Below are 18,864 nucleotides of genomic sequence, written 5' to 3'. Positions count from 1 at the left end.
CGTAAGGTGTTTGCCAATGCAGTAGTGGGAGAAGCAAGAATCCCCCTGCTTTAGCCGTGGGGAGTGTCAAGATGTTATTCGGCTATGAGCAAGTAGCGAAGCGGATTGCGAATATCCGTCTTATGGATATTATGATGCCGGTCATGAATGGTTATGAAGCTACAAAGATGATCAGGTCTCTGGACAGAGAGGATGCAAAAGAAATACCGATCATTGCAATGACAGCAAATGCGTTCACGGAGGACAGAATAAGAGCAAAAGAAGCAGGGATGGATGAACATATTGCTAAGCCTGTTGATGTGGGGTTACTGATAAAAGTAATTCATAAATTGGTGAAATATAATGGATATGGCAGTGACAAATAAGCAGTGAAATATAGATAGGAGGACAAAATCATGACAATACAGGAATGCTATGAAGCGATCGGAGGAAACTATAAAGATGTCTTGGGACGTCTTCAAAGCGAAGCACTGATTCGGAGATTTACATTAAAGTTCCTTGAAGACCAGAGTTATCTACAGTTAAAACAGGCATTGGAAAATAAAAATTATGAAGATGCTTTCCGCAGTGCACACACACTGAAAGGGGTTTGTCAGAATCTTTCTTTTGACCGTCTGTATGAGGTTAGTAATGAGTTAACAGAACTTTTGAGAGATAGAACCGGAGCGCAGCCTGGGATATCGAAGGCAATGGAAAAAGTAACAGAAGTATATGAGAGGATGATTGAAGAAATAAAGAAGGGACTGTCGAATTAAGTGATGCGACACGACGTTCGATCTTTGACCAGGTGCTTGGAACATCATAAACCCATTGGATAAAGGAAATAAAAAAATATGGATAAAAGACAAAAGATCCTGATTGTAGACGATTCAGAATTTAACAGGGATATGTTGAAGGAGATCCTCGGAGAAACTTATAATTACCTGGAAGCGGAAAATGGAAATCAGGCAATTCAGATGATAGGAGAAAATATAGGAATTGATCTGATGCTTTTAGATATCAATATGCCACAGATGAATGGTTTTGAAGTCTTGGAAATAATGAAAAGAAGCCAGTGTATTGCTGAAACTCCTGTAATTATGATATCTTCAGAAGATGCCGTTGATACTATGCGTAAGGCATATGAGCTGGGAATCACGGATTATATCACACGACCGTTTGATTCTGTGATTGTAAAGAAAAGAGTTCAGAATACCCTGGGACTCTATATGAAGCAAAAGCATCTGATTAATGTGGTTTATGATCAGGTTTACGAAAAAGAAGAAAATAATAATATTATGATCCGGATCCTGAGTAATGTACTGGGATCACGTAACAGTGAGAGTAGAGAACATATCCTGCATATTAAAACAGCAACAGAACTGATGCTGAGACAACTGGTAAAAATAACAGATGCTTATCCTATGACAGAGGCAGATATTTCTTTGATCACAACAGCATCTTCTCTTCATGATATCGGTAAGATCCGTATTCCGGAAGAAATCCTGAACAAACCTGGCAGACTTACCGATGAAGAATTCAGAATTATGAAAACTCATAGTGAACTTGGTGCAGATATGATCCATGATATGCATTTCCCAAAAGACAATTCATTGGTACGTGCTTCATGGGAAATCTGCAGATGGCATCATGAAAGATGGGATGGAAAAGGTTATCCGGATGGACTGAAAGGAGAAGAAATACCAATCTCCGCACAGGTGGTGTCGATCGTTGATGTTTATGACGCACTTACAAGTGAAAGATGTTATAAGAAAGCATTTGATCATGACACAGCGATCCAGATGATCCTGGATGGGCAATGCGGACAATTTAACCCCATCCTCCTTAAGTGCCTGAAAGAGCTGCGTCTTCAGCTTTCGAAAATGCTTGATAAAGAGAAGGATGACAATAGCTATTACCATGAAGTGCAGAGACTTTCAAATGAAATACTCAGCGACAGATCTTTACCGAACCCAAATTATTCACAGAGTATTCTCAGGGTCATGAAGGAAAAGGTTGATTCCTTCAAAGCGAACAGCGGCATGGGTTCAATTGATTACAATACAAGTTCCGGTCAGCTGACTATATTAAACGGAAAACAGCAGATATTATATCAGAGAAATAATCCGGATTTTAATCTGTTCAAAGAATTCGGAGTAAATGAAGAAGATGTTCATCATATTCAGGGTTTATTATATCAGACATCTGTACAAAATAAAGAAATCTCTGTGCAGATAAAAGCAAGGGTGGAAAATGACCGCCAGATGTACAAACTGAAATTGCATACATTGTGGTCGCCTTTGAAGAAGGATGGATACATTGGGATCGTTGGATATTTTGATATTGTAAAATAGAAAAATGCAAAGGAAGCTCAGAAGGAGGATCCTAATGAAAAAGAAAATCCGGCACTGGCTGGAATTACTATTCTTGCTATGACTGCCAATGCCTTTGATGAGGATAGAAAGAAAGCACTGAAATGTGGTATGGATGGGTTCTTGTCCAAACCAATTGTCATAGAGGAATTGATCAGCATCCTGCAGAAGAACCTGGATTAGGTGTCCGGAGTATTAGAAAAACCGCACAAATAAAGGAAATAAAAATATGGATAAAAGTAGGAAAAAATCAACCGTACTATGTGCAGGTATATTTGTGTTTCTGGGAATATGGATGGTATTGACAGTACCTTGCCGGGCTGCTGAGACGAACAACGATGAAAAGCAGTCACAGATCATCCGTGTCGGCTCATTTGAGGATACTTTTAATTATGTCGATAAAAACGGTGTAAGACGAGGATATGGATACGAACTTATGCAGGCTTTGGCAGGTTATACCGGATGGAAATTTGAGTATGTGAAATGTGACTGGTCTGACTGTTTTGATAAACTTGAAAATGGTGAGATCGATATCATGGGTGATATCTCTTACACCGATGAACGTGCACAAAAGATGCTTTTCCCGGATGAACCGATGGGGGAGGAAAAATATATCCTTTATGCTGATTTATCGGATACGGATATTGGAATGTCTGATTTCAAGTCTCTGGATGGGAAACGTGTAGGTGTGCTCATGGATACAGAACCTGAGATCATGCTGACAGAATGGGAAAATAAGAATGGCATACATACAGAACATGTAAATGTGAATAATGATGATGATGTCGAAAAGAAATTAGCAAATCATGAGATCGACTGTTTTGTATCTCTGGAGGAATCGATCTGGTCTGAACAGGGAATATCATCCGTTACCACGATTGGCAAATCAGGCATATATTTTGCAATAAATAAAGAACGCAGCGATATCAAGACGGAGCTGGACTATGCTATGCGTCAACTGGAACAGGATAGTCCCTTTTTTAAGGCAGATCTGTATAAGAAGTATTTTACACTTGATTATATTCAGATTCTTACAGGTAAAGAAAAGGTCTGGGTGGAAGAGCATGGAGGTATCCAGATAGGATTTTTGAACAATGATCCGGCAATCTTTTCCATGGATGAAGAGACTGGAAAAATTACCGGTATGCTGGCGGAATATATCTCCTATGCCAAAGATTGTCTGGGAAATCAGACACTGGAATTTAATATACATGCATATGATGATTATGATGAAATGATTCAGGCGCTGCAGAATCGTGAGATTGACATGATTTTTTATGCCGGCAGGAATCCATATTTTGCAGAACAAAACGGATATGCACTTACAAACACAGCCTGGACTTACAGTTTGATGGCGGTAACTGATGAGGAAAAATTTGATGAGAATAAGGTGCATACTGTAGCTGTGCCAAAGGAAAAATATGCCTTAAAACAGCATATTGCATTCAGTTATCCTGAATGGAAGCTTGTAGATTGTGATTCGCTTGACAATGCAGCAGATATGGTCATCCAAGAAAAAGCAGACCGTTTCCTCATGGGAGCAAGCCAGGCGCTGATATATGATAACAGTCAAAATTTCAAGAGTGTTCCACTTACAAAAACAATGGAGGCATGCTTTACTGTAAGAGAGGGAGATGGAAGCCTTTTATCAATACTGAATAAAACTATAAAGGCCATGCCGTTTGACATGCTTACAAGTGCACTTGCTATCTATGACAGTACTGCAGATAAAGTAACATTTTCTGATTTCATAAAAGACAATCTGCTTGTTTTTTTTGCTACGGTAGGATTTTTGGCACTCAGCATCATTGGTATTATCCTCGTACTTTTGCGGAAGGCAAGGAAAGCAGAAGCTGTCGCAAAGCTTGCGGCAAAGGATACAAAAAAACTCAATGACAAACTGGAAATCGCTTTGAAAAAAGCAGAGGATGCCAGTCTGGCAAAGACTCGTTTTCTTAACAATATGTCACATGACATCCGTACTCCTATGAATGCAATTCTGGGTTATGCACAGCTTATGGAGGAAGAACTAAAAGAAAAGGATCTGCCTGAAACTTCAGATCATCTGGAAAAATTGCAGCAGTCTGGAAATCTTCTTCTGTCAATCATAAATAATGTACTTGATATGGCTCGGATTGAGAGCGGAAAGATGGAAATTGATGAGAACTATGGCCGGATTGAAGATATCCGGCAGACTTTATTTGAAATATTTGGTGATGAAGCAAAGAAAAAGAATATTGCACTTCATTACACAATAAATGTAGAGCATGAACATATACTGACAGATACTACCAAGGTAAAAGAAATATTTGTCAATATCCTGAGCAATGCCATAAAATATACCCCATCCGGTGGTTCTGTTATGATAAACATAGACGAATTAGTATGTGATGAGCCCGGGTACATGATGGTAAGGACCAGGGTGAGCGATACCGGAATCGGTATGAGCCAGGATTATCTGACAAAGATTTTCGATGCATTCACGCGTGAGCGAAACACTACAAAGAGCAAAATCACAGGAAGCGGATTGGGAATGTCAATCGTAAAGAGATATGTTGATCTGCTCGGCGGAACAATAGATGTAGAGAGTGAGCCTGGAAAGGGCAGCACCTTTACTGTAACATTAAAACACAGGATAGCGGATGAAAGCTATTATGTAAAAAAACACGATGAAGGCTCTGGAACAGCCAGTAAAATCCTTGAAGGCAGGAATATCCTTTTGGCAGAGGACAATGATCTGAATGCAGAGATTGCAGAAGCAATACTTGAGCGTGCCGGCCTTAAAACAGAACGTGTGGAGGATGGCATTCAGTGTGTAAATAAGATAACAAAAATGCCGGTGGGAACATATGATATGATCCTCATGGATATCCAGATGCCCCGAATGGACGGTTATAAAGCAACACAGGCAATTAGGCACTTGCCGGATAAGGATAAGGCATGCATACCGATCGTTGCAATGACGGCAAATGCATTTGAAGAAGATAAGCGGGATGCTGTTGCAGCCGGAATGAATGGTCATATTGCAAAGCCGATCCAGATTGATAAACTGCTGTCGATGTTAGCGGAAGTTTTAAGGCAGTAAGAAAACTAATAATTTCGTGTTATACTGAATGGAGTGGTCATTCTTTCTGTATTGAAAAAACAGGAAAACTTACAGACTGGGAAGGACAACAGCATGAACGCAAACAGACTGCGTTTATGAGCAAGTAGCGAAAGCGGATTGCGAATGTCCGCTTTACTGGATGATAAAGAGGAAATGAATGAACAGAAAGATAGAAAAACAGATAAGAAAAAAGAGTAAGAATAATAGAGTATGTTTGAGCATTTTTGCATTTGTCATGCTGCTTTTTGTACCGTTTTTTGTTTATGCGTCGGAAACAAAAAGTGATGGGAATACAACTCAGGTAATAGAGGAAGAAAATAAAACCGTGAGAGTTGGCTATTTCCCATATGCCAATTTTCAGGAAGGCGGCTATGGGGAACACAAGCAGGGAGCAGGCTATGAGTATCTCCAGAAGATTTCGTATATAACCGGCTGGAAGTATGAATATGTCTATGGCTCATTTAAAGAGTGTCTGGATATGTTGGCAGATGGAGAAATAGATATACTTGGAAATGTCAGTTACACACCGGAAAGAGCAGAATCTATAGATTACTCAACCTATGCCGCAGGAACAGAAAGATATTGGATCTATACCCGGGAAGATCATACAGATCTTATGGATGGTGATCCAAAGCAGATGAATGGCTGTCGTATTGGTGTAGCAGATGGAAGCTATCAGAAAGAACTTCTGGAAAAATGGCTGGACAGCAATCAGATCCAGGCAGAGGTGGTTGTTTGTAAAGGCTATGATGAAATGATAGAAAAACTGGATGCAGATGAACTGGATGCACTTGTGATCCCAGTGCTGTCTGTCAACAGCGATTTTATTGCCATTGCCAATATCGGTGCAAGTGACTGTTATTTCGGTGTATCAAAATCCAGACCAGATCTGTTAAAGGAATTAAATTCTGCCATGGAAGAAATCAACAATACAGAAACGGACTACAGCAGCAAGCTGTATGCCCGTTATGAAGGAAAAGCGGTCATAAACTATGCACTTAACAAGGAAGAAAAACAATGGCTGGATGCACATGAAAATACGATCCGCGTGGGATATCTAAAGGATAATCTTCCTTTTTGTGGTGAAGAAAATGGGAAACTCACAGGAATTCTTGGAACTGTTCTGGATACTGTTCAGGAAAAATATAAAATTACGATCAAGGCAGTTCCATGTTCCACGGGAGTAGAGATGAATGAGGCATTGCAATCTGGCAAAATAGATATTGCCGGTCCTATCATTCAGGATTTTTATACACAGGAACAGTTTCAAGTGGTTTTGACGGATGCAATCTTTGATATTACGCCGGTTGTTATTTACAAGGGAAAAGAATATAGCAGCAGTCTCTCTACGATCGCAGTGACAGAGACCTCACTGTATTCTGGATTGATGGTGTCCCTTCTTTTTCCGGATGCAGAAATCAAACAATATGATACACAGGAAGAATGCCTGGAGGCTGTAGCAAATGGAAAAGTGGGAGCAACTGTCGTTCCATCCTCAAAGATCAATATTCTTAATGAAAGTCCACTGACCCAAAGTCTGTCATTTGCAGAGATGGCAAAACGGCAGGAATTAGGAATGTTCACGACGAGAGAAAACAGAAGAGCAGCTACCATTATCAATAAAGCAATTGAGCAGTCATCCAATGTTTTAAATGGTGTTGTCCTTGCACAGAATTCTGTTTCAGAAAAGGAAATGACCTTGAAGGATATCCTTGCTGAGCATGCAGGCTTAGTTATCGGAGTTTCGTTTGTGATTATTTTTGTACTGCTTCTTCTGGTTTATTCTCTTTCCGTGAGTAGAAAAAAACAGATGGAAGCCCTGAAAGAAGCACAGAATGCAAATGCGGCGAATATTGCAAAAACGACATTCCTGAACCATATGTCCCATGATCTCAGGACACCAATGAATGCAATTGTTGGATTTACAGATATTGCCATGAAGAGGAAACCGGACAAAGAGGTGGAGAATTGTCTGAAAAAGATCAGGCAGAGTTCAGAATATCTGATGACACTGATCAACGATGTGTTGGATATCAGCCGCATTGAAAGTGGTAAACTGGAATATAAACCGGTACCGACAGATCTCAGGGATATGATAAATACTGTTTTGTCGATCGCAAAGGGATATATGGAAAATCGTGATCTTAATTTGTATGTTTCAAGAGAAAAACTAAAAACTCCTTATGTGATGGCAGATGAACTCAGAATCAGGGAAGTATTGCTCAACATTATCAGTAATGCAGTCAAATTTACAAAAGACGGAGGCACCATTTCATTCGCTGCAGAAAACGCTCCGGGTAATGATGAGAATCATATAATTGTACGCTATCGTATATCAGATACCGGAATTGGTATGAGTGAGGAGTTCCAGACCAGAATATTTGATGAGTTCAGTCAGGAAAATGGTGGGGCAAGAACCAGCTATAAGGGAGCCGGACTGGGAATGGCCATTGCCAAACAGTATGTAGATCTTATGGGTGGAAAAATTGAGGTCAGCAGCAGAAAGGGTATTGGCTCAACATTTACGGTAGAAATTCCCCTGCTTATAGCAGAACAGATACTGACTGAAAAGGAAGAAAAGTTAAGGAAAGATATGGATTTACATGGTCTGCATGTCCTTTTGGCAGAGGACAATGATTTAAATGCAGAGATAGCAGCAGCTTTGCTGGAAGAACAAGGGATGATCGTAACCAGGACTGCCGATGGAAAATCTGCCCTGGCACAGTTTTGCAATACAGCTCCGGGGACCTTTGATCTGATTTTGATGGATATCATGATGCCGGAAATGAATGGCTATGAAACGACAAAAGCTATCAGAAATCTGTCGGAGCGTCCGGACGGAAAGGAGATCCCTATTATTGCAATGACAGCAAATGCATTTGCAGAGGATGTACAGGCTGCTTTGAATGCCGGAATGGATGATCATGTGGCGAAGCCGGTTGATATGAGGATTTTAATATCTGTCATCACAAAATATATAGAACGGTAATGTCAATGCTGCGTGGACTTCGGAAATGGGAGAACAGTTCGATATATATATCGGCTGTTCTTTTTTTTATTTTTGGACGTTAAAACGGTAATGTTTTTCTTGTATATAGTAGAGCACTATAGTATAATAAAACCAGTTTTTTTGTATACGTGTAAAAGCTATAATAAGGAAATCGGCAAACCAGATGAAAGTCTGGGACGCAAAGCTATAGGGCCTGTAAAATGGCAGCCAGTTGCATAAAATGAGGTGCACTGTCTGGTTGGCAGTGCTTTTTTTGAGGAATGATTTATCAACAGGAGATGATCTTCCCGATATTTGTACACAGACAGTTTATGATCCAAACATCAATGACATGAGTGGATTGATAAGCTGCTGTTGATGTTAGCGGAAGTTATAAAGCAGCAAGAAAACTGCTGCAACTGTCATTCCATCTTCAAAGATTAATATTCTTAATGAAAGTTCGCTGACCAAAAGTCTGTCATTTGATTTCCGGTAGGAAAGTAAATGAATATTATTTAAGGTTTGGGATAAATTGTGAAATGCAGACAAACAAGAAAAGTAAAAATATAATAGGTATTATACAGAGTTTCCTTATATTGATATTAGTAGTTCTTATTATTTTTATGATGATTCAGATTAATAGGCTGCAGGGGACAGCACGCGTAATAAATTATGCAGGTCTGGTACGTGGAGCTACACAGCGTGAAGTAAAATTAGAAATTACAGGAAACCAAAATGAAGAATTAATTAAATATTTGGATGATATTCTTCTTGGATTGAGATATCAGGATGGACATTATGATCTGGTAAAACTCAATGACGAAGAATACCAGGAAAAATTGCAAATCCAGAGTGATTACTGGGATAAATTGAAAACAGAAATTGAAGCAGCAAGAAACAAGGGATACGAAAATACAGACATTGTTAATATGAGTGAAATATATTTTTCGATGGCAGATGAAACTGTCTCTTCCGCAGAAAGCTATTCAGAAAAGATCGCTGTAAAGATTCGTACTATAGAGCTTTTGTCGGCACTTGATATGTTGAGTCTGGTGATATTGGTTATTATGCAGACTCTAAGGGCAATGCAGATGGCAATGCAAAACAGACTGCTGGAACAGAAAGCATTCATAGATGCCCATACTGGGCTGCCAAATAAAAATGCCTGTAATGATCTTCTTAATAAAAAAGATATAATTACAGATTCTACAGCTTGCATAATGTTTGATTTAAATAATTTAAAAACTGTAAATGATACAATGGGACATTCCGCAGGAGATCAGTTAATAATAAATTTCGCAAAGCTTTTGCGCAGTGTTATTCCAGAAAAGGATTTTGTTGGAAGATATGGCGGAGATGAGTTTATAGCAGTCATTTATCATACAAGCGAGGCGAAAATTAAGGAAATATTAAAATCCTTGAACAGAGAAAAAGACAGATTAAATAGTTATGAAAATCAAATACCAATCGACTTTGCATGCGGATGGGCATTATCCTCCGATGATATGTCGTGTACAATGCAGATGTTATTGGATGCTGCAGATGCTTATATGTATAAAAATAAACAGATATGCAAGAAATATAATTAGCTTTCAGCTCAGAGTAGATAAAAGATAATAGACGCGATCAGACGAAATATTGTTTTGCGTAGAAACACTGGAAATCCTTGAAAACAAAGGATTCTTGGTATAAGATGAAACAAGTCAAAGCACGTTATTGCGTAATAAAAAAGAAAGCAATATATTTATACCGTGAAGTCTGGAAAGTGTTGATTTTAAAGCATTTCTGGATGTGCGAGTTGATTTAGAAATATGATTTTGTGACATTTTTAGGACAAACGGTGGAAAAATCACGGATTTACAAAGACGAAGCATATTGATTTCATGATCGGCATATGCTATAATGCCAGTAGGCAAAAAGATATGACGATGTTCCATGTGAACAAAGAACGAACCCCCGTATGTACCACCAATACATGCGAGGGTTCTTCTCTTTTTATTTCAGTGGTTGAGCATCCACTAGGCTATTCGTTGTCCTTGTTATGACTGTCTAACCATTTGCAAATGAGATGGCAAGTCACACCTGCCGCAACAGCCACCAAAAAAGATATGACTATTTCCATGTGTTCACCTCCCCCCCGTTGCCGGGTCTCGGTTGGACAACGCAGTCAGTATAACACAACTTAGAACAGAATGGAACATATAAAAATACCCGGTGCAAATTAATGTACCGGGTGTTTCTTTGGCTTTTTTGTCAATTCTTGATGTTTTTGTTTTAACCATTCTTCATACTGCTTTTGAGTTTGAATAGAAGAGTTATAGTCATTAGGGCAAGGAGAAACTTTCTTTCCCTTAATCAAATCTCTGTAATAGTAGGATTCTTTTTGCGTTTCCGGTCGTTATATTGCTTTTGAGCTTTTTTGTCAGCAGAACATTTAGGGCAAAAATTTACACGTTTACAGAATGAAATGAAAAAGCTTGAAAATGTAATGTAATAATCAGAGCCATTCCCTTTATTGGGCGTGGCTTTTTATTATGACAATTTTTGTGACAAATTTTGTGACAAACAAAAGAAAATAGACGCAACCAGACGAAACATTGTTTGGCGTAGAAACACCGGAAATCCTTGAAAATAAAGGATTTTTGCTATATGATGAAACAAGTTGAACTCTATCATTGCGTAATAAAAAAAAATCCTGTATAATACCAAACTGTAATATTGTATCATTCAGCGGACAGAGAAATACGCTGTGAATCATTAAAAGAAGTCAGGAGGACATAAGTACATGCGAGTCGATGCGGACGATTTTGCCCGACCTTGCAGCTGCGGGAGGGAGCACCACATAGACGTTAGAGAAATTGTAATTGAATCAGGAGCTATCGGGAAACTGGAAAAGGAAATGTCAGACGGTGATCTGAAAGAATGTATTTCCCCGCTTCTGATCTGTGACACGAACAGTTACAAAGCTACAGAGGAACTGATGGAGGATATCTACGACCGGTGTCAGGTACTGATCCTGGATGCTGAAGGTCTTGAGGCAGATGAGCGTGCCGTGGAGATCGTGGAGAATTATATGGAAGAGGACATCGATCTTGTTCTTGCAGTTGGAGCGGGGACGATCCATGATCTCAGCCGTTTTGTCGCCCATCAGTACCGGATCCCTTTTGTCTCTGTGCCCACCGCAGCCAGTTCAGACGGATTTACTTCCACAGTAGCAGACATGACCTGGAATGGTGTAAAAAAAGTATTTCAGGCATCTGCGCCACTTTTTGTTTTTGCGGATACGGATATTTTTGCTAAGGCGCCTGCAAGGCTTACAGCAGCCGGGGTGTCGGATATTCTGGGAAAATACATTGCGCTGGCAGACTGGAAGATAGCAAGTATTCTTATGGATGAATACTATTGTACAGCGGTGGCAGACCTGGAAACAAAAGCGATCCGGACTGTTAAGGATAATCTGAAAGAAATTGCAGCAGGAGAGAAAGATGCATGTGAGAAGCTGATGTATGCGCTGATCCTTTCCGGACTGGCCATGCAGATGACAGGAAACTCCAGACCGGCATCCGGGGCGGAGCACCATATGGTCCACCTCTGGGATATGGAAGTGGTCAATGGTCACCTGGATGCTCTTCACGGGGAGAAGGTTTCTGCAGCAACCATGTTGGTCCTTCTGGAATATAAAAAGCTTGCAGATGCTATCCGAAGAGGAGCCTGCAGAGTGCATGTCTTTACAGACGGAGACAGAGAACTCCTGCAGGAGACCTTCGGCAGAAAAGGGATTCTTGGAGCACTTGAAAAAGAAAACACCCCGGAACTTCTGGACGATGTAAGCACAGAAACACTTTCCGGTGCACTTCCGGAAATCCTTAAGATCATAGATTTTCTTCCTGCAGTTACAGATATGCAGGAGATGATGAGTATCGTCGGCTGCGTGAGCAGAGTCCGGGATATCGGGCTGCCGGGAAAAGCGATCGAGGAGAGTCTCAGACTTGCACCGTATACAAGAAGAAGGCTGAGCCTTCTGAGACTTCGGAAGATGCTCACATACTGAGCAGGAACAGCTCATAAAAGGTTCTTTTGACTTGACATAAATTTCAGGAAAGGCAGTGATGAACGGTTTGATGAGAGTAGGAATGGGATATGATGTACATAAACTGACAGAGGGCAGGAAACTGATCCTTGGTGGTGTTGATATTCCCTGGGAAAAAGGTCTTCTGGGCCATTCGGATGCGGATGTTCTGATCCATGCGATCATGGATGCACTTCTGGGAGCTGCGGCTCTTGGAGATATCGGAAAGCATTTTCCGGATACAGACCCTGCATATAAGGGAATCTCCAGTGTGAAACTTCTGGTGCATGTTGCCGGATTACTGAAGGAGAATGACTATGCGATCGGAAATATCGATGCCACCATCATCGCTCAGAAACCGAAGATGGCACCACATATTCCGACGATGAGAGAAAATATCGCAGAAGCACTTGGGATTAAAATATCACAGCTGAATATCAAGGCGACCACAGAGGAAGGCCTTGGATTTACAGGACAGGGAGAGGGAATCTCCTCACAGGCGATTTGCTCCCTGTACAGAATCGGGAAATTGGAGGAAGAGTAACATGAAGATTTTTAACACACTGACACGCAGAAAAGAGGAATTTGTACCTCTGGAAGAAGGAAAAGTAAAAATGTATGTCTGCGGACCTACGGTATACAATCTGATCCATATCGGAAATGCCCGCCCTATGATCATTTTTGATACGGTGCGCAGATATATGGAATATAAAGGATATGAAGTAAATTATGTATCCAACTTTACCGATGTAGATGACAAGATCATCAAGAAGGCCATTGAAGAGGGCGTTTCCGCAGAGGAAATCTCTACCCGTTATATCAAAGAGTGCAAGAAGGATATGGCAGATATGAATGTAAAACCTGCTACAACTGCACCCCAGGCTACACAGGAGATCCAGGGCATGATCGACATGATCCAGACTCTTATTGATAAAGGATATGCATATCCGGCAGCTGACGGGACCGTTTATTTCCGTGTAAAGAAATTCAAAGAGTATGGCAAGCTTTCTCATAAGAATCTGGATGATCTCCAGTCAGGATTCCGTTCTCTTAAGGTATCCGGTGAGGATCAGAAGGAAGATCCGTTAGACTTCGTGCTTTGGAAACCAAAGAAAGAGGGCGAGCCGTCCTGGCCGTCACCGTGGTGCGACGGACGTCCTGGCTGGCATATTGAGTGTTCTGTTATGTCCAAGAAATATCTCGGAGAAGAGATTGATATCCATGCAGGCGGTGAGGATCTGATCTTCCCGCATCATGAGAATGAGATCGCACAGAGTGAGTGCTGTAATGGTAAGATTTTTGCAAGATACTGGATGCATAATGGTTTCCTGAACATCGACAACCGCAAGATGTCCAAATCTCTCGGAAATTTCCGTACCGTTCGTCAGATCGGTGAACAGTATGATCTTCAGGTTCTCCGTTTCTTTATGCTGAACGCACATTACAGAAGTCCGCTGAACTTCAGCGCAGATCTGATGGAGGCAGCAAAGAACTCTCTGGAGCGTATCCTTGAGGCGGCAGGCAAGCTCAGCGACCGTAAAGACAATGGGGCGACAGAGAATATTACAGAGGAAGAGCTTGCGCTTCTCAAAGAAGCAGAAGGTTTTGTTACCAAATTTGAAGCTGCCATGGATGATGATTTTAATACTGCAGATGCACTTGCGGCAATTTTTGAGCTTGTAAAATTTGCCAACACAAACGTAGACGAGAACAGCTCAAGGGAGTTTGCCGGTGGCCTTTATGAGGAACTTTTTAAGCTCAGTGATGTGCTGGGATTGAAAATCGAGAAAAAAGAAGAGATTCTTGACAAAGAGATCGAGGATCTGATCCAGGAGCGCCAGGCTGCAAGAAAGGCAAAGGATTTCAAGAGAGCAGATGAGATCCGAGATGAGCTCCTGAAAAAAGGTATCATCCTTAAAGATACAAGAGAAGGTGTGAAATGGCAGAGAGCTTAAAGAAACTGAAAGAGCTGTTTGATCTGAAAGACGCAGACCTTCGGACCTATTCGCCGCTGACGCTGGCCTATATCGGGGATGGCGTTTATGAGCTGGTGATCCGTACTATTCTTGTGAAAAAAGCGAATTGTCCGGTAAATCGTCTCCACAAAAAAGCCAGCAGCCTTGTAAAAGCATCTGCACAGTCGGGTATGATGGAGATCCTCGAACCACTTTTGACAGAAGAAGAAAAAAGTGTATATCGAAGAGGAAGGAATGCGCATTCCGCTACCATGGCCAAACATGCCACCATGGCGGATTACCGGCGTGCCACAGGGTTTGAGGCGCTGATGGGATATCTTTACCTGAAAGAGGATTTTTCAAGGATACTGGAACTGGTCCATGCAGGACTTGAGAAGGAGGAAATTTAAATTGACTGAAATGATAGAAGGAAGAAATGCGGTCCTTGAGGCATTTCGTTCCGGTAAATGTGTTGATAAACTGTTTATTCTGGATGGCTGTCAGGACGGACCGGTCCGCACCATCGCAAGAGAAGCCAGAAAACATGATACCATTGTAAAATTTGTTCCAAAGGAACGATTGGATTCCATGAGCGAGACAGGTGCACATCAGGGTGTGATCGCACAGGTTGCGGCTTATGATTATTCTACAGTGGAAGATATCCTGAAAAAAGCAGAAGATAAAGGAGAGCCTCCGTTTATCATTCTTCTTGATAATATTGAGGATCCTCATAATCTGGGAGCTATCATCCGTACCGCAAATCTCGCAGGTGCTCATGGTGTGATCATTCCCAAACACAGAGCAGTAGGACTGACTGCTACGGTTGCCAAGACGTCGGCAGGCGCACTGAATTATACACCGGTTGCCAAGGTTGCTAATCTGGGACAGACTATTGATGAACTGAAAGAAAAAGGCATCTGGTTCGTATGTGCAGATATGGACGGAGAGGTGATGTACCGTCAGAATCTGACAGGACCTATTGGCCTTGTGATCGGAAATGAGGGAAATGGTGTAAGCCGCCTTGTAAAAGAGAAATGTGATTTTACTACCGCGATCCCGATGAAGGGGGATATCGATTCCCTTAACGCTTCTGTAGCAGCAGGGGTGCTTGCTTTTGAGATCGTGAGACAGAGACTGTCAAAATAAATACATCAAATACAGCCATAGCTGTTCGGAGAAAAAATGTGCCGATATAATGAGATGACGGATGAAGCTCTTATCGAAAGACTTCGTGCAGGGGAATCTGCAATTGCAGATTATCTGATGGAAAAGTATAAAGGTCTGGTCAGAAAAAAAGCCCGTGCCATGTTTCTGATAGGTGGGGACACAGATGATCTGATACAGGAGGGGATGATCGGACTGTTTAAGGCAGTCCGTGATTACCAGCCAGACAGGGAGTCGTCTTTTCAGTCTTTTGCAAATATATGTATTGACAGACAGATATATACTGCAATTAAAAGTTCAAACCGCCAGAAACATCAGCCACTGAACACTTATGTGTCTTTAAGCGACGGAGAGGCGGAGGAAAACTTCAGAGATTCCTGTGTGGAGCATGATAATCCGGAATCGATCCTGATCGACCGGGAAAATGTGGCGGCTCTCGAAAATGAAATGAAAAAGAGCCTGAGCCCTCTGGAAAACAGGGTACTGCAGTTGTATCTGGATGGAAATGGATATATGGATATTGCCCGGATCCTTGGAAAAACACCGAAATCCATTGATAATGCACTGCAGAGGATCCGTGGGAAAATTAAAAGCTATTTTTGAGAAGAGTAAATACCTCTTTCCTTTTGAATATAAAAGTATTAAAATAATATTCATAAGGAGCAGAATAAGAAAGGAGACCAAATTATGGCAAAGATCAATAAATATTGGGGACTTGTTGCAGTAGGAGCGCTTACCGCTGCCGCAGCAGGAGCTATCGCAGCACTTGTATCCAGACGATCTGTATGCGAAGAAGACTTTGAGGATGATTTCGAAGATCTTGATGATTTCAAGGATGACGAGAAGAAGGAAGAAAAAGAAGAGAAAGAAGTCTTCCAGGACTGGGACAAGACTGCATCTGAGACTGTAGAAGTTTCCAAAGAGGCAGATGATGCTGAAGAGGCACCAACAGAAGCAGAAGAGGAAACACCTGCAGATGATGAATCGGAGGCCGAAGCGGAAGAAGAGACAGAAGCAGAAGAGACAAAGACAGAAGAGTAAAAAGAGAATCCTGCGTGCTGTGTCTGCGAGCGACAGCACACAGGATTTTTTGTGCTATAATCATGAAAATATGAATTTTTAAAAAAATAAAAATAATGTATTGACAATATGACAATCATCTGATAATATAAACAACTGTGAGCGGCACAAACGTCGCGAAACAAGCTGCTGTGGCTCAGTCGGTAGAGCGTCGCCTTGGTAAGGCGGAGGTCACGGGTTCGATTCCCGTCAGCAGCTTTTTTTGTGTCTAAAAACAGACAATTTTTTGTTTAGATACAGGTTTTGCGGGTTTCAAAAACTCCGGATTTATGATAAGATAAAACATCAGGATGATATTTAGGAGGGAAAGCAATGGAGAACGAAACAGTTTCCAAAAACTTTATTGAAAATATTATAGACAAAGATCTTGAAGAAGGCGTTTATGACACCGTGCATACACGTTTCCCACCGGAACCTAACGGCTATCTTCATATCGGACATGCGAAATCCATTCTTTTAAATTATGGACTGGCTCAGAAATACAACGGAAAATTCAATCTCCGTTTTGATGATACCAACCCTACAAAGGAGAAATCCGAATTTGTAGAGTCCATCAAGGCTGACGTGAAATGGCTTGGTGCAGACTGGGAAGACAGACTTTTCTTTGCATCTGATTATTTTGATCAGATGTATGAGGCAGCAGTGAAGCTTATTAAGAAAGGCAAGGCCTTTGTCTGCGACCTGACTGCAGACCAGATTCGTGAGTACCGAGGAACTCTTACAGAGCCAGGTAAAGAGAGCCCGTACAGAAACCGTACTGTAGAAGAGAATCTTCAGCTTTTTGAAGAGATGCGTGAGGGCAAATACGGAGATGGCGAGAAGGTTCTCCGTGCCAAGATCGATATGGCATCACCGAATATGAACATGCGTGACCCGGTCATTTACCGTGTAGCCCGCATGACACATCACAATACAGGAGATAAATGGTGCATCTATCCGATGTACGACTTCGCTCATCCGATCGAGGATGCCATTGAGGGTGTGACACATTCTATCTGTACTCTGGAGTTTGAGGACCACAGACCGCTTTATGACTGGGTGGTAAAGGAACTGGAATATCCGCACCCACCGAAGCAGATCGAGTTTGCAAAGCTGTACCTGACCAACGTTGTTACAGGTAAACGTTATATCAAGAAGCTTGTTGAGGACGGCATCGTAGATGGATGGGATGATCCGAGACTAGTATCCATCGCCGCACTTCGCCGCCGTGGATTTACACCGGAGTCTATCCGTAAATTTGTAGAACTCTGTGGTGTTTCAAAGGCGAACAGTTCTGTAGATTATGCAATGCTCGAGTACTGCATCCGTGAGGACCTGAAGCTGAAACGTCCGCGTATGATGGCGATCCTTGATCCGATCAAGCTCGTGATCGATAACTATCCGGAAGGACAGGTTGAGTATCTTGAAGCTCCGAATAATATGGAGAATGAGGAGCTTGGAACCAGAAAGATTCCGTTCAGTGGAGAACTTTATATTGAACGTGATGATTTTATGGCAGAGCCTCCTAAGAAATACAAACGTCTCTATATTGGAAATGAAGTTCGTCTTATGAATGCATATTTTGTAACCTGCACAGGTTATGAGGCAGATGACGACGGAACGATCCGTGTAGTCCACTGTACCTATGACCCGGAGACCAAGGGCGGAAATGCACCGGACGGACGTAAGGTAAAAGGAACGATCCACTGGGTGGAAGCATCCAATGCAGGTAAAGTTGAGGTAAGACTTTACGAGAATATCGTAGATGAAGAAAAAGGTGTTTACAATAAAGAAGATGGTTCTCTTAATGTAAATCCGAATTCTCTTACAGTAACAAGTGCTTATGTAGAGCCGGAGCTTCTGAAAGCAAAAGGTTATGACAGCTATCAGTTTGTACGTAACGGTTTCTTCTGCGCAGATATCCATGACTCCAGGGAGGGAGCACCGGTATTTAACCGCATTGTATCTCTGAAGAGCTCTTTCAAATTACCGAAAGCATAAAAACTGTCAAAAAGAATACGAAACATATGACAGCAGTACACCGTGAACAGGTATCAGGGTGTACTGCTTGTTTTGTTTTATCGTCATCAGGAATAAATGGATAAGTACAAAATGCTCCTGCAACGATTTCGGTTGCGCCCATTTACAGAAACGGTTATACTGATAACACA

At 41.4% G+C, this 18,864-nt stretch carries 14 protein-coding genes, 1 tRNA gene, 1 pseudogene and 1 riboswitch; all 16 genes and pseudogenes read left to right on the top strand.

Features of this window, described 5'->3' with window-relative positions; translation table 11 throughout:
* Positions 1-56 precede the first annotated feature (56 nt).
* Positions 57-365, top strand: coding sequence for a response regulator (locus NE671_RS13860; RefSeq protein WP_256164099.1), 309 nt, complete (start codon positions 57-59; stop codon positions 363-365).
* Positions 366-395: 30 nt separating this feature from the next.
* On the top strand, positions 396-755 hold the full coding sequence (locus NE671_RS13855) for an Hpt domain-containing protein (RefSeq protein WP_092069413.1): 360 nt from the start codon (positions 396-398) through the stop codon (positions 753-755).
* A gap of 78 nt (positions 756-833) precedes the next feature.
* A complete protein-coding gene (locus tag NE671_RS13850) occupies positions 834-2,333 on the top strand; it encodes a response regulator (RefSeq protein WP_256164098.1) in 1,500 nt (499 codons plus the stop codon).
* A 3-nt stretch (positions 2,334-2,336) separates the two neighbouring features.
* Positions 2,337-2,534 (top strand): annotated as a pseudogene (locus NE671_RS16100) (response regulator); the annotation flags it as partial.
* A 46-nt stretch (positions 2,535-2,580) separates the two neighbouring features.
* Positions 2,581-5,436 (top strand): transporter substrate-binding domain-containing protein, encoded by a 2,856-nt coding sequence (locus tag NE671_RS13840; protein WP_256164096.1) that lies wholly within the window; start codon positions 2,581-2,583, stop codon positions 5,434-5,436.
* 178 nt (positions 5,437-5,614) lie between these two features.
* Positions 5,615-8,446: a response regulator gene (locus NE671_RS13835; RefSeq protein WP_092069423.1), complete on the top strand. Its 2,832-nt coding sequence runs from the start codon at positions 5,615-5,617 to the stop codon at positions 8,444-8,446.
* A gap of 164 nt (positions 8,447-8,610) precedes the next feature.
* A riboswitch (cyclic di-GMP riboswitch) is annotated at positions 8,611-8,686 on the top strand.
* Positions 8,687-8,985: 299 nt separating this feature from the next.
* Entirely contained in the window at positions 8,986-10,035 is a 1,050-nt protein-coding gene (locus tag NE671_RS13830) for a GGDEF domain-containing protein (RefSeq protein WP_173740914.1), read from the top strand.
* 1,196 nt (positions 10,036-11,231) lie between these two features.
* Entirely contained in the window at positions 11,232-12,497 is a 1,266-nt protein-coding gene (locus NE671_RS13825) for a sn-glycerol-1-phosphate dehydrogenase (RefSeq protein WP_173740913.1), read from the top strand.
* A gap of 70 nt (positions 12,498-12,567) precedes the next feature.
* Positions 12,568-13,059, top strand: a complete 492-nt coding sequence (ispF, locus tag NE671_RS13820; protein WP_044961210.1) for a 2-C-methyl-D-erythritol 2,4-cyclodiphosphate synthase — start codon at positions 12,568-12,570, stop codon at positions 13,057-13,059.
* Position 13,060: 1 nt separating this feature from the next.
* Complete coding sequence (cysS, locus tag NE671_RS13815; RefSeq protein ID WP_173740912.1) at positions 13,061-14,470, top strand: cysteine--tRNA ligase; 1,410 nt, start codon at positions 13,061-13,063, stop codon at positions 14,468-14,470.
* On the top strand, positions 14,455-14,880 hold the full coding sequence (locus NE671_RS13810; protein WP_021650980.1) for a Mini-ribonuclease 3: 426 nt from the start codon (positions 14,455-14,457) through the stop codon (positions 14,878-14,880). The genes cysS and NE671_RS13810 overlap by 16 nt, the downstream gene beginning before the upstream one ends.
* A gap of 10 nt (positions 14,881-14,890) precedes the next feature.
* Entirely contained in the window at positions 14,891-15,616 is a 726-nt protein-coding gene (rlmB, locus tag NE671_RS13805; RefSeq protein WP_227573913.1) for a 23S rRNA (guanosine(2251)-2'-O)-methyltransferase RlmB, read from the top strand.
* Between the two features lie 36 nt (positions 15,617-15,652).
* Complete coding sequence (gene sigH / locus NE671_RS13800) at positions 15,653-16,237, top strand: RNA polymerase sporulation sigma factor SigH (RefSeq protein ID WP_022426224.1); 585 nt, start codon at positions 15,653-15,655, stop codon at positions 16,235-16,237.
* An 84-nt stretch (positions 16,238-16,321) separates the two neighbouring features.
* Positions 16,322-16,675 (top strand): hypothetical protein, encoded by a 354-nt coding sequence (locus NE671_RS13795; protein ID WP_147603663.1) that lies wholly within the window; start codon positions 16,322-16,324, stop codon positions 16,673-16,675.
* A 164-nt stretch (positions 16,676-16,839) separates the two neighbouring features.
* A tRNA-Thr gene (locus NE671_RS13790) sits at positions 16,840-16,912 on the top strand.
* Between the two features lie 114 nt (positions 16,913-17,026).
* The gene (locus NE671_RS13785) at positions 17,027-18,694 is read left to right on the top strand and encodes a glutamine--tRNA ligase/YqeY domain fusion protein (protein ID WP_015525883.1); all 1,668 of its coding nucleotides are present in this window, start codon (positions 17,027-17,029) and stop codon (positions 18,692-18,694) included.
* Positions 18,695-18,864: the final 170 nt, after the last annotated feature.

Source organism: Blautia sp. DFI.9.10, from assembly GCF_024461705.1.
Taxonomy (GTDB): Bacteria; Bacillota; Clostridia; order Lachnospirales; family Lachnospiraceae; genus Blautia_A; species Blautia_A fusiformis.
The sequence above is the reverse complement of the archived record's forward strand: the minus strand, read 5'-3'. Positions and strand labels throughout refer to the sequence as shown.

Excerpts from the sequence above, each read along its gene's own strand:
- rlmB (WP_227573913.1), top strand. The coding sequence starts at position 14,891 with ATGATAGAAGGAAGAAATGCGGTCCTTGAGGCATTTCGTTCCGGTAAA.
- NE671_RS13830 (WP_173740914.1), top strand. The coding sequence starts at position 8,986 with ATGCAGACAAACAAGAAAAGTAAAAATATAATAGGTATTATACAGAGT.
- NE671_RS13810 (WP_021650980.1), top strand. The coding sequence starts at position 14,455 with ATGGCAGAGAGCTTAAAGAAACTGAAAGAGCTGTTTGATCTGAAAGAC.
- ispF (WP_044961210.1), top strand. The coding sequence starts at position 12,568 with ATGAGAGTAGGAATGGGATATGATGTACATAAACTGACAGAGGGCAGG.
- cysS (WP_173740912.1), top strand. The coding sequence starts at position 13,061 with ATGAAGATTTTTAACACACTGACACGCAGAAAAGAGGAATTTGTACCT.
- NE671_RS13850 (WP_256164098.1), top strand. The coding sequence starts at position 834 with ATGGATAAAAGACAAAAGATCCTGATTGTAGACGATTCAGAATTTAAC.
- NE671_RS13855 (WP_092069413.1), top strand. The coding sequence starts at position 396 with ATGACAATACAGGAATGCTATGAAGCGATCGGAGGAAACTATAAAGAT.
- sigH (WP_022426224.1), top strand. The coding sequence starts at position 15,653 with ATGTGCCGATATAATGAGATGACGGATGAAGCTCTTATCGAAAGACTT.
- NE671_RS13835 (WP_092069423.1), top strand. The coding sequence starts at position 5,615 with ATGAACAGAAAGATAGAAAAACAGATAAGAAAAAAGAGTAAGAATAAT.
- NE671_RS13825 (WP_173740913.1), top strand. The coding sequence starts at position 11,232 with ATGCGAGTCGATGCGGACGATTTTGCCCGACCTTGCAGCTGCGGGAGG.
- NE671_RS13840 (WP_256164096.1), top strand. The coding sequence starts at position 2,581 with ATGGATAAAAGTAGGAAAAAATCAACCGTACTATGTGCAGGTATATTT.
- NE671_RS13795 (WP_147603663.1), top strand. The coding sequence starts at position 16,322 with ATGGCAAAGATCAATAAATATTGGGGACTTGTTGCAGTAGGAGCGCTT.
- NE671_RS13785 (WP_015525883.1), top strand. The coding sequence starts at position 17,027 with ATGGAGAACGAAACAGTTTCCAAAAACTTTATTGAAAATATTATAGAC.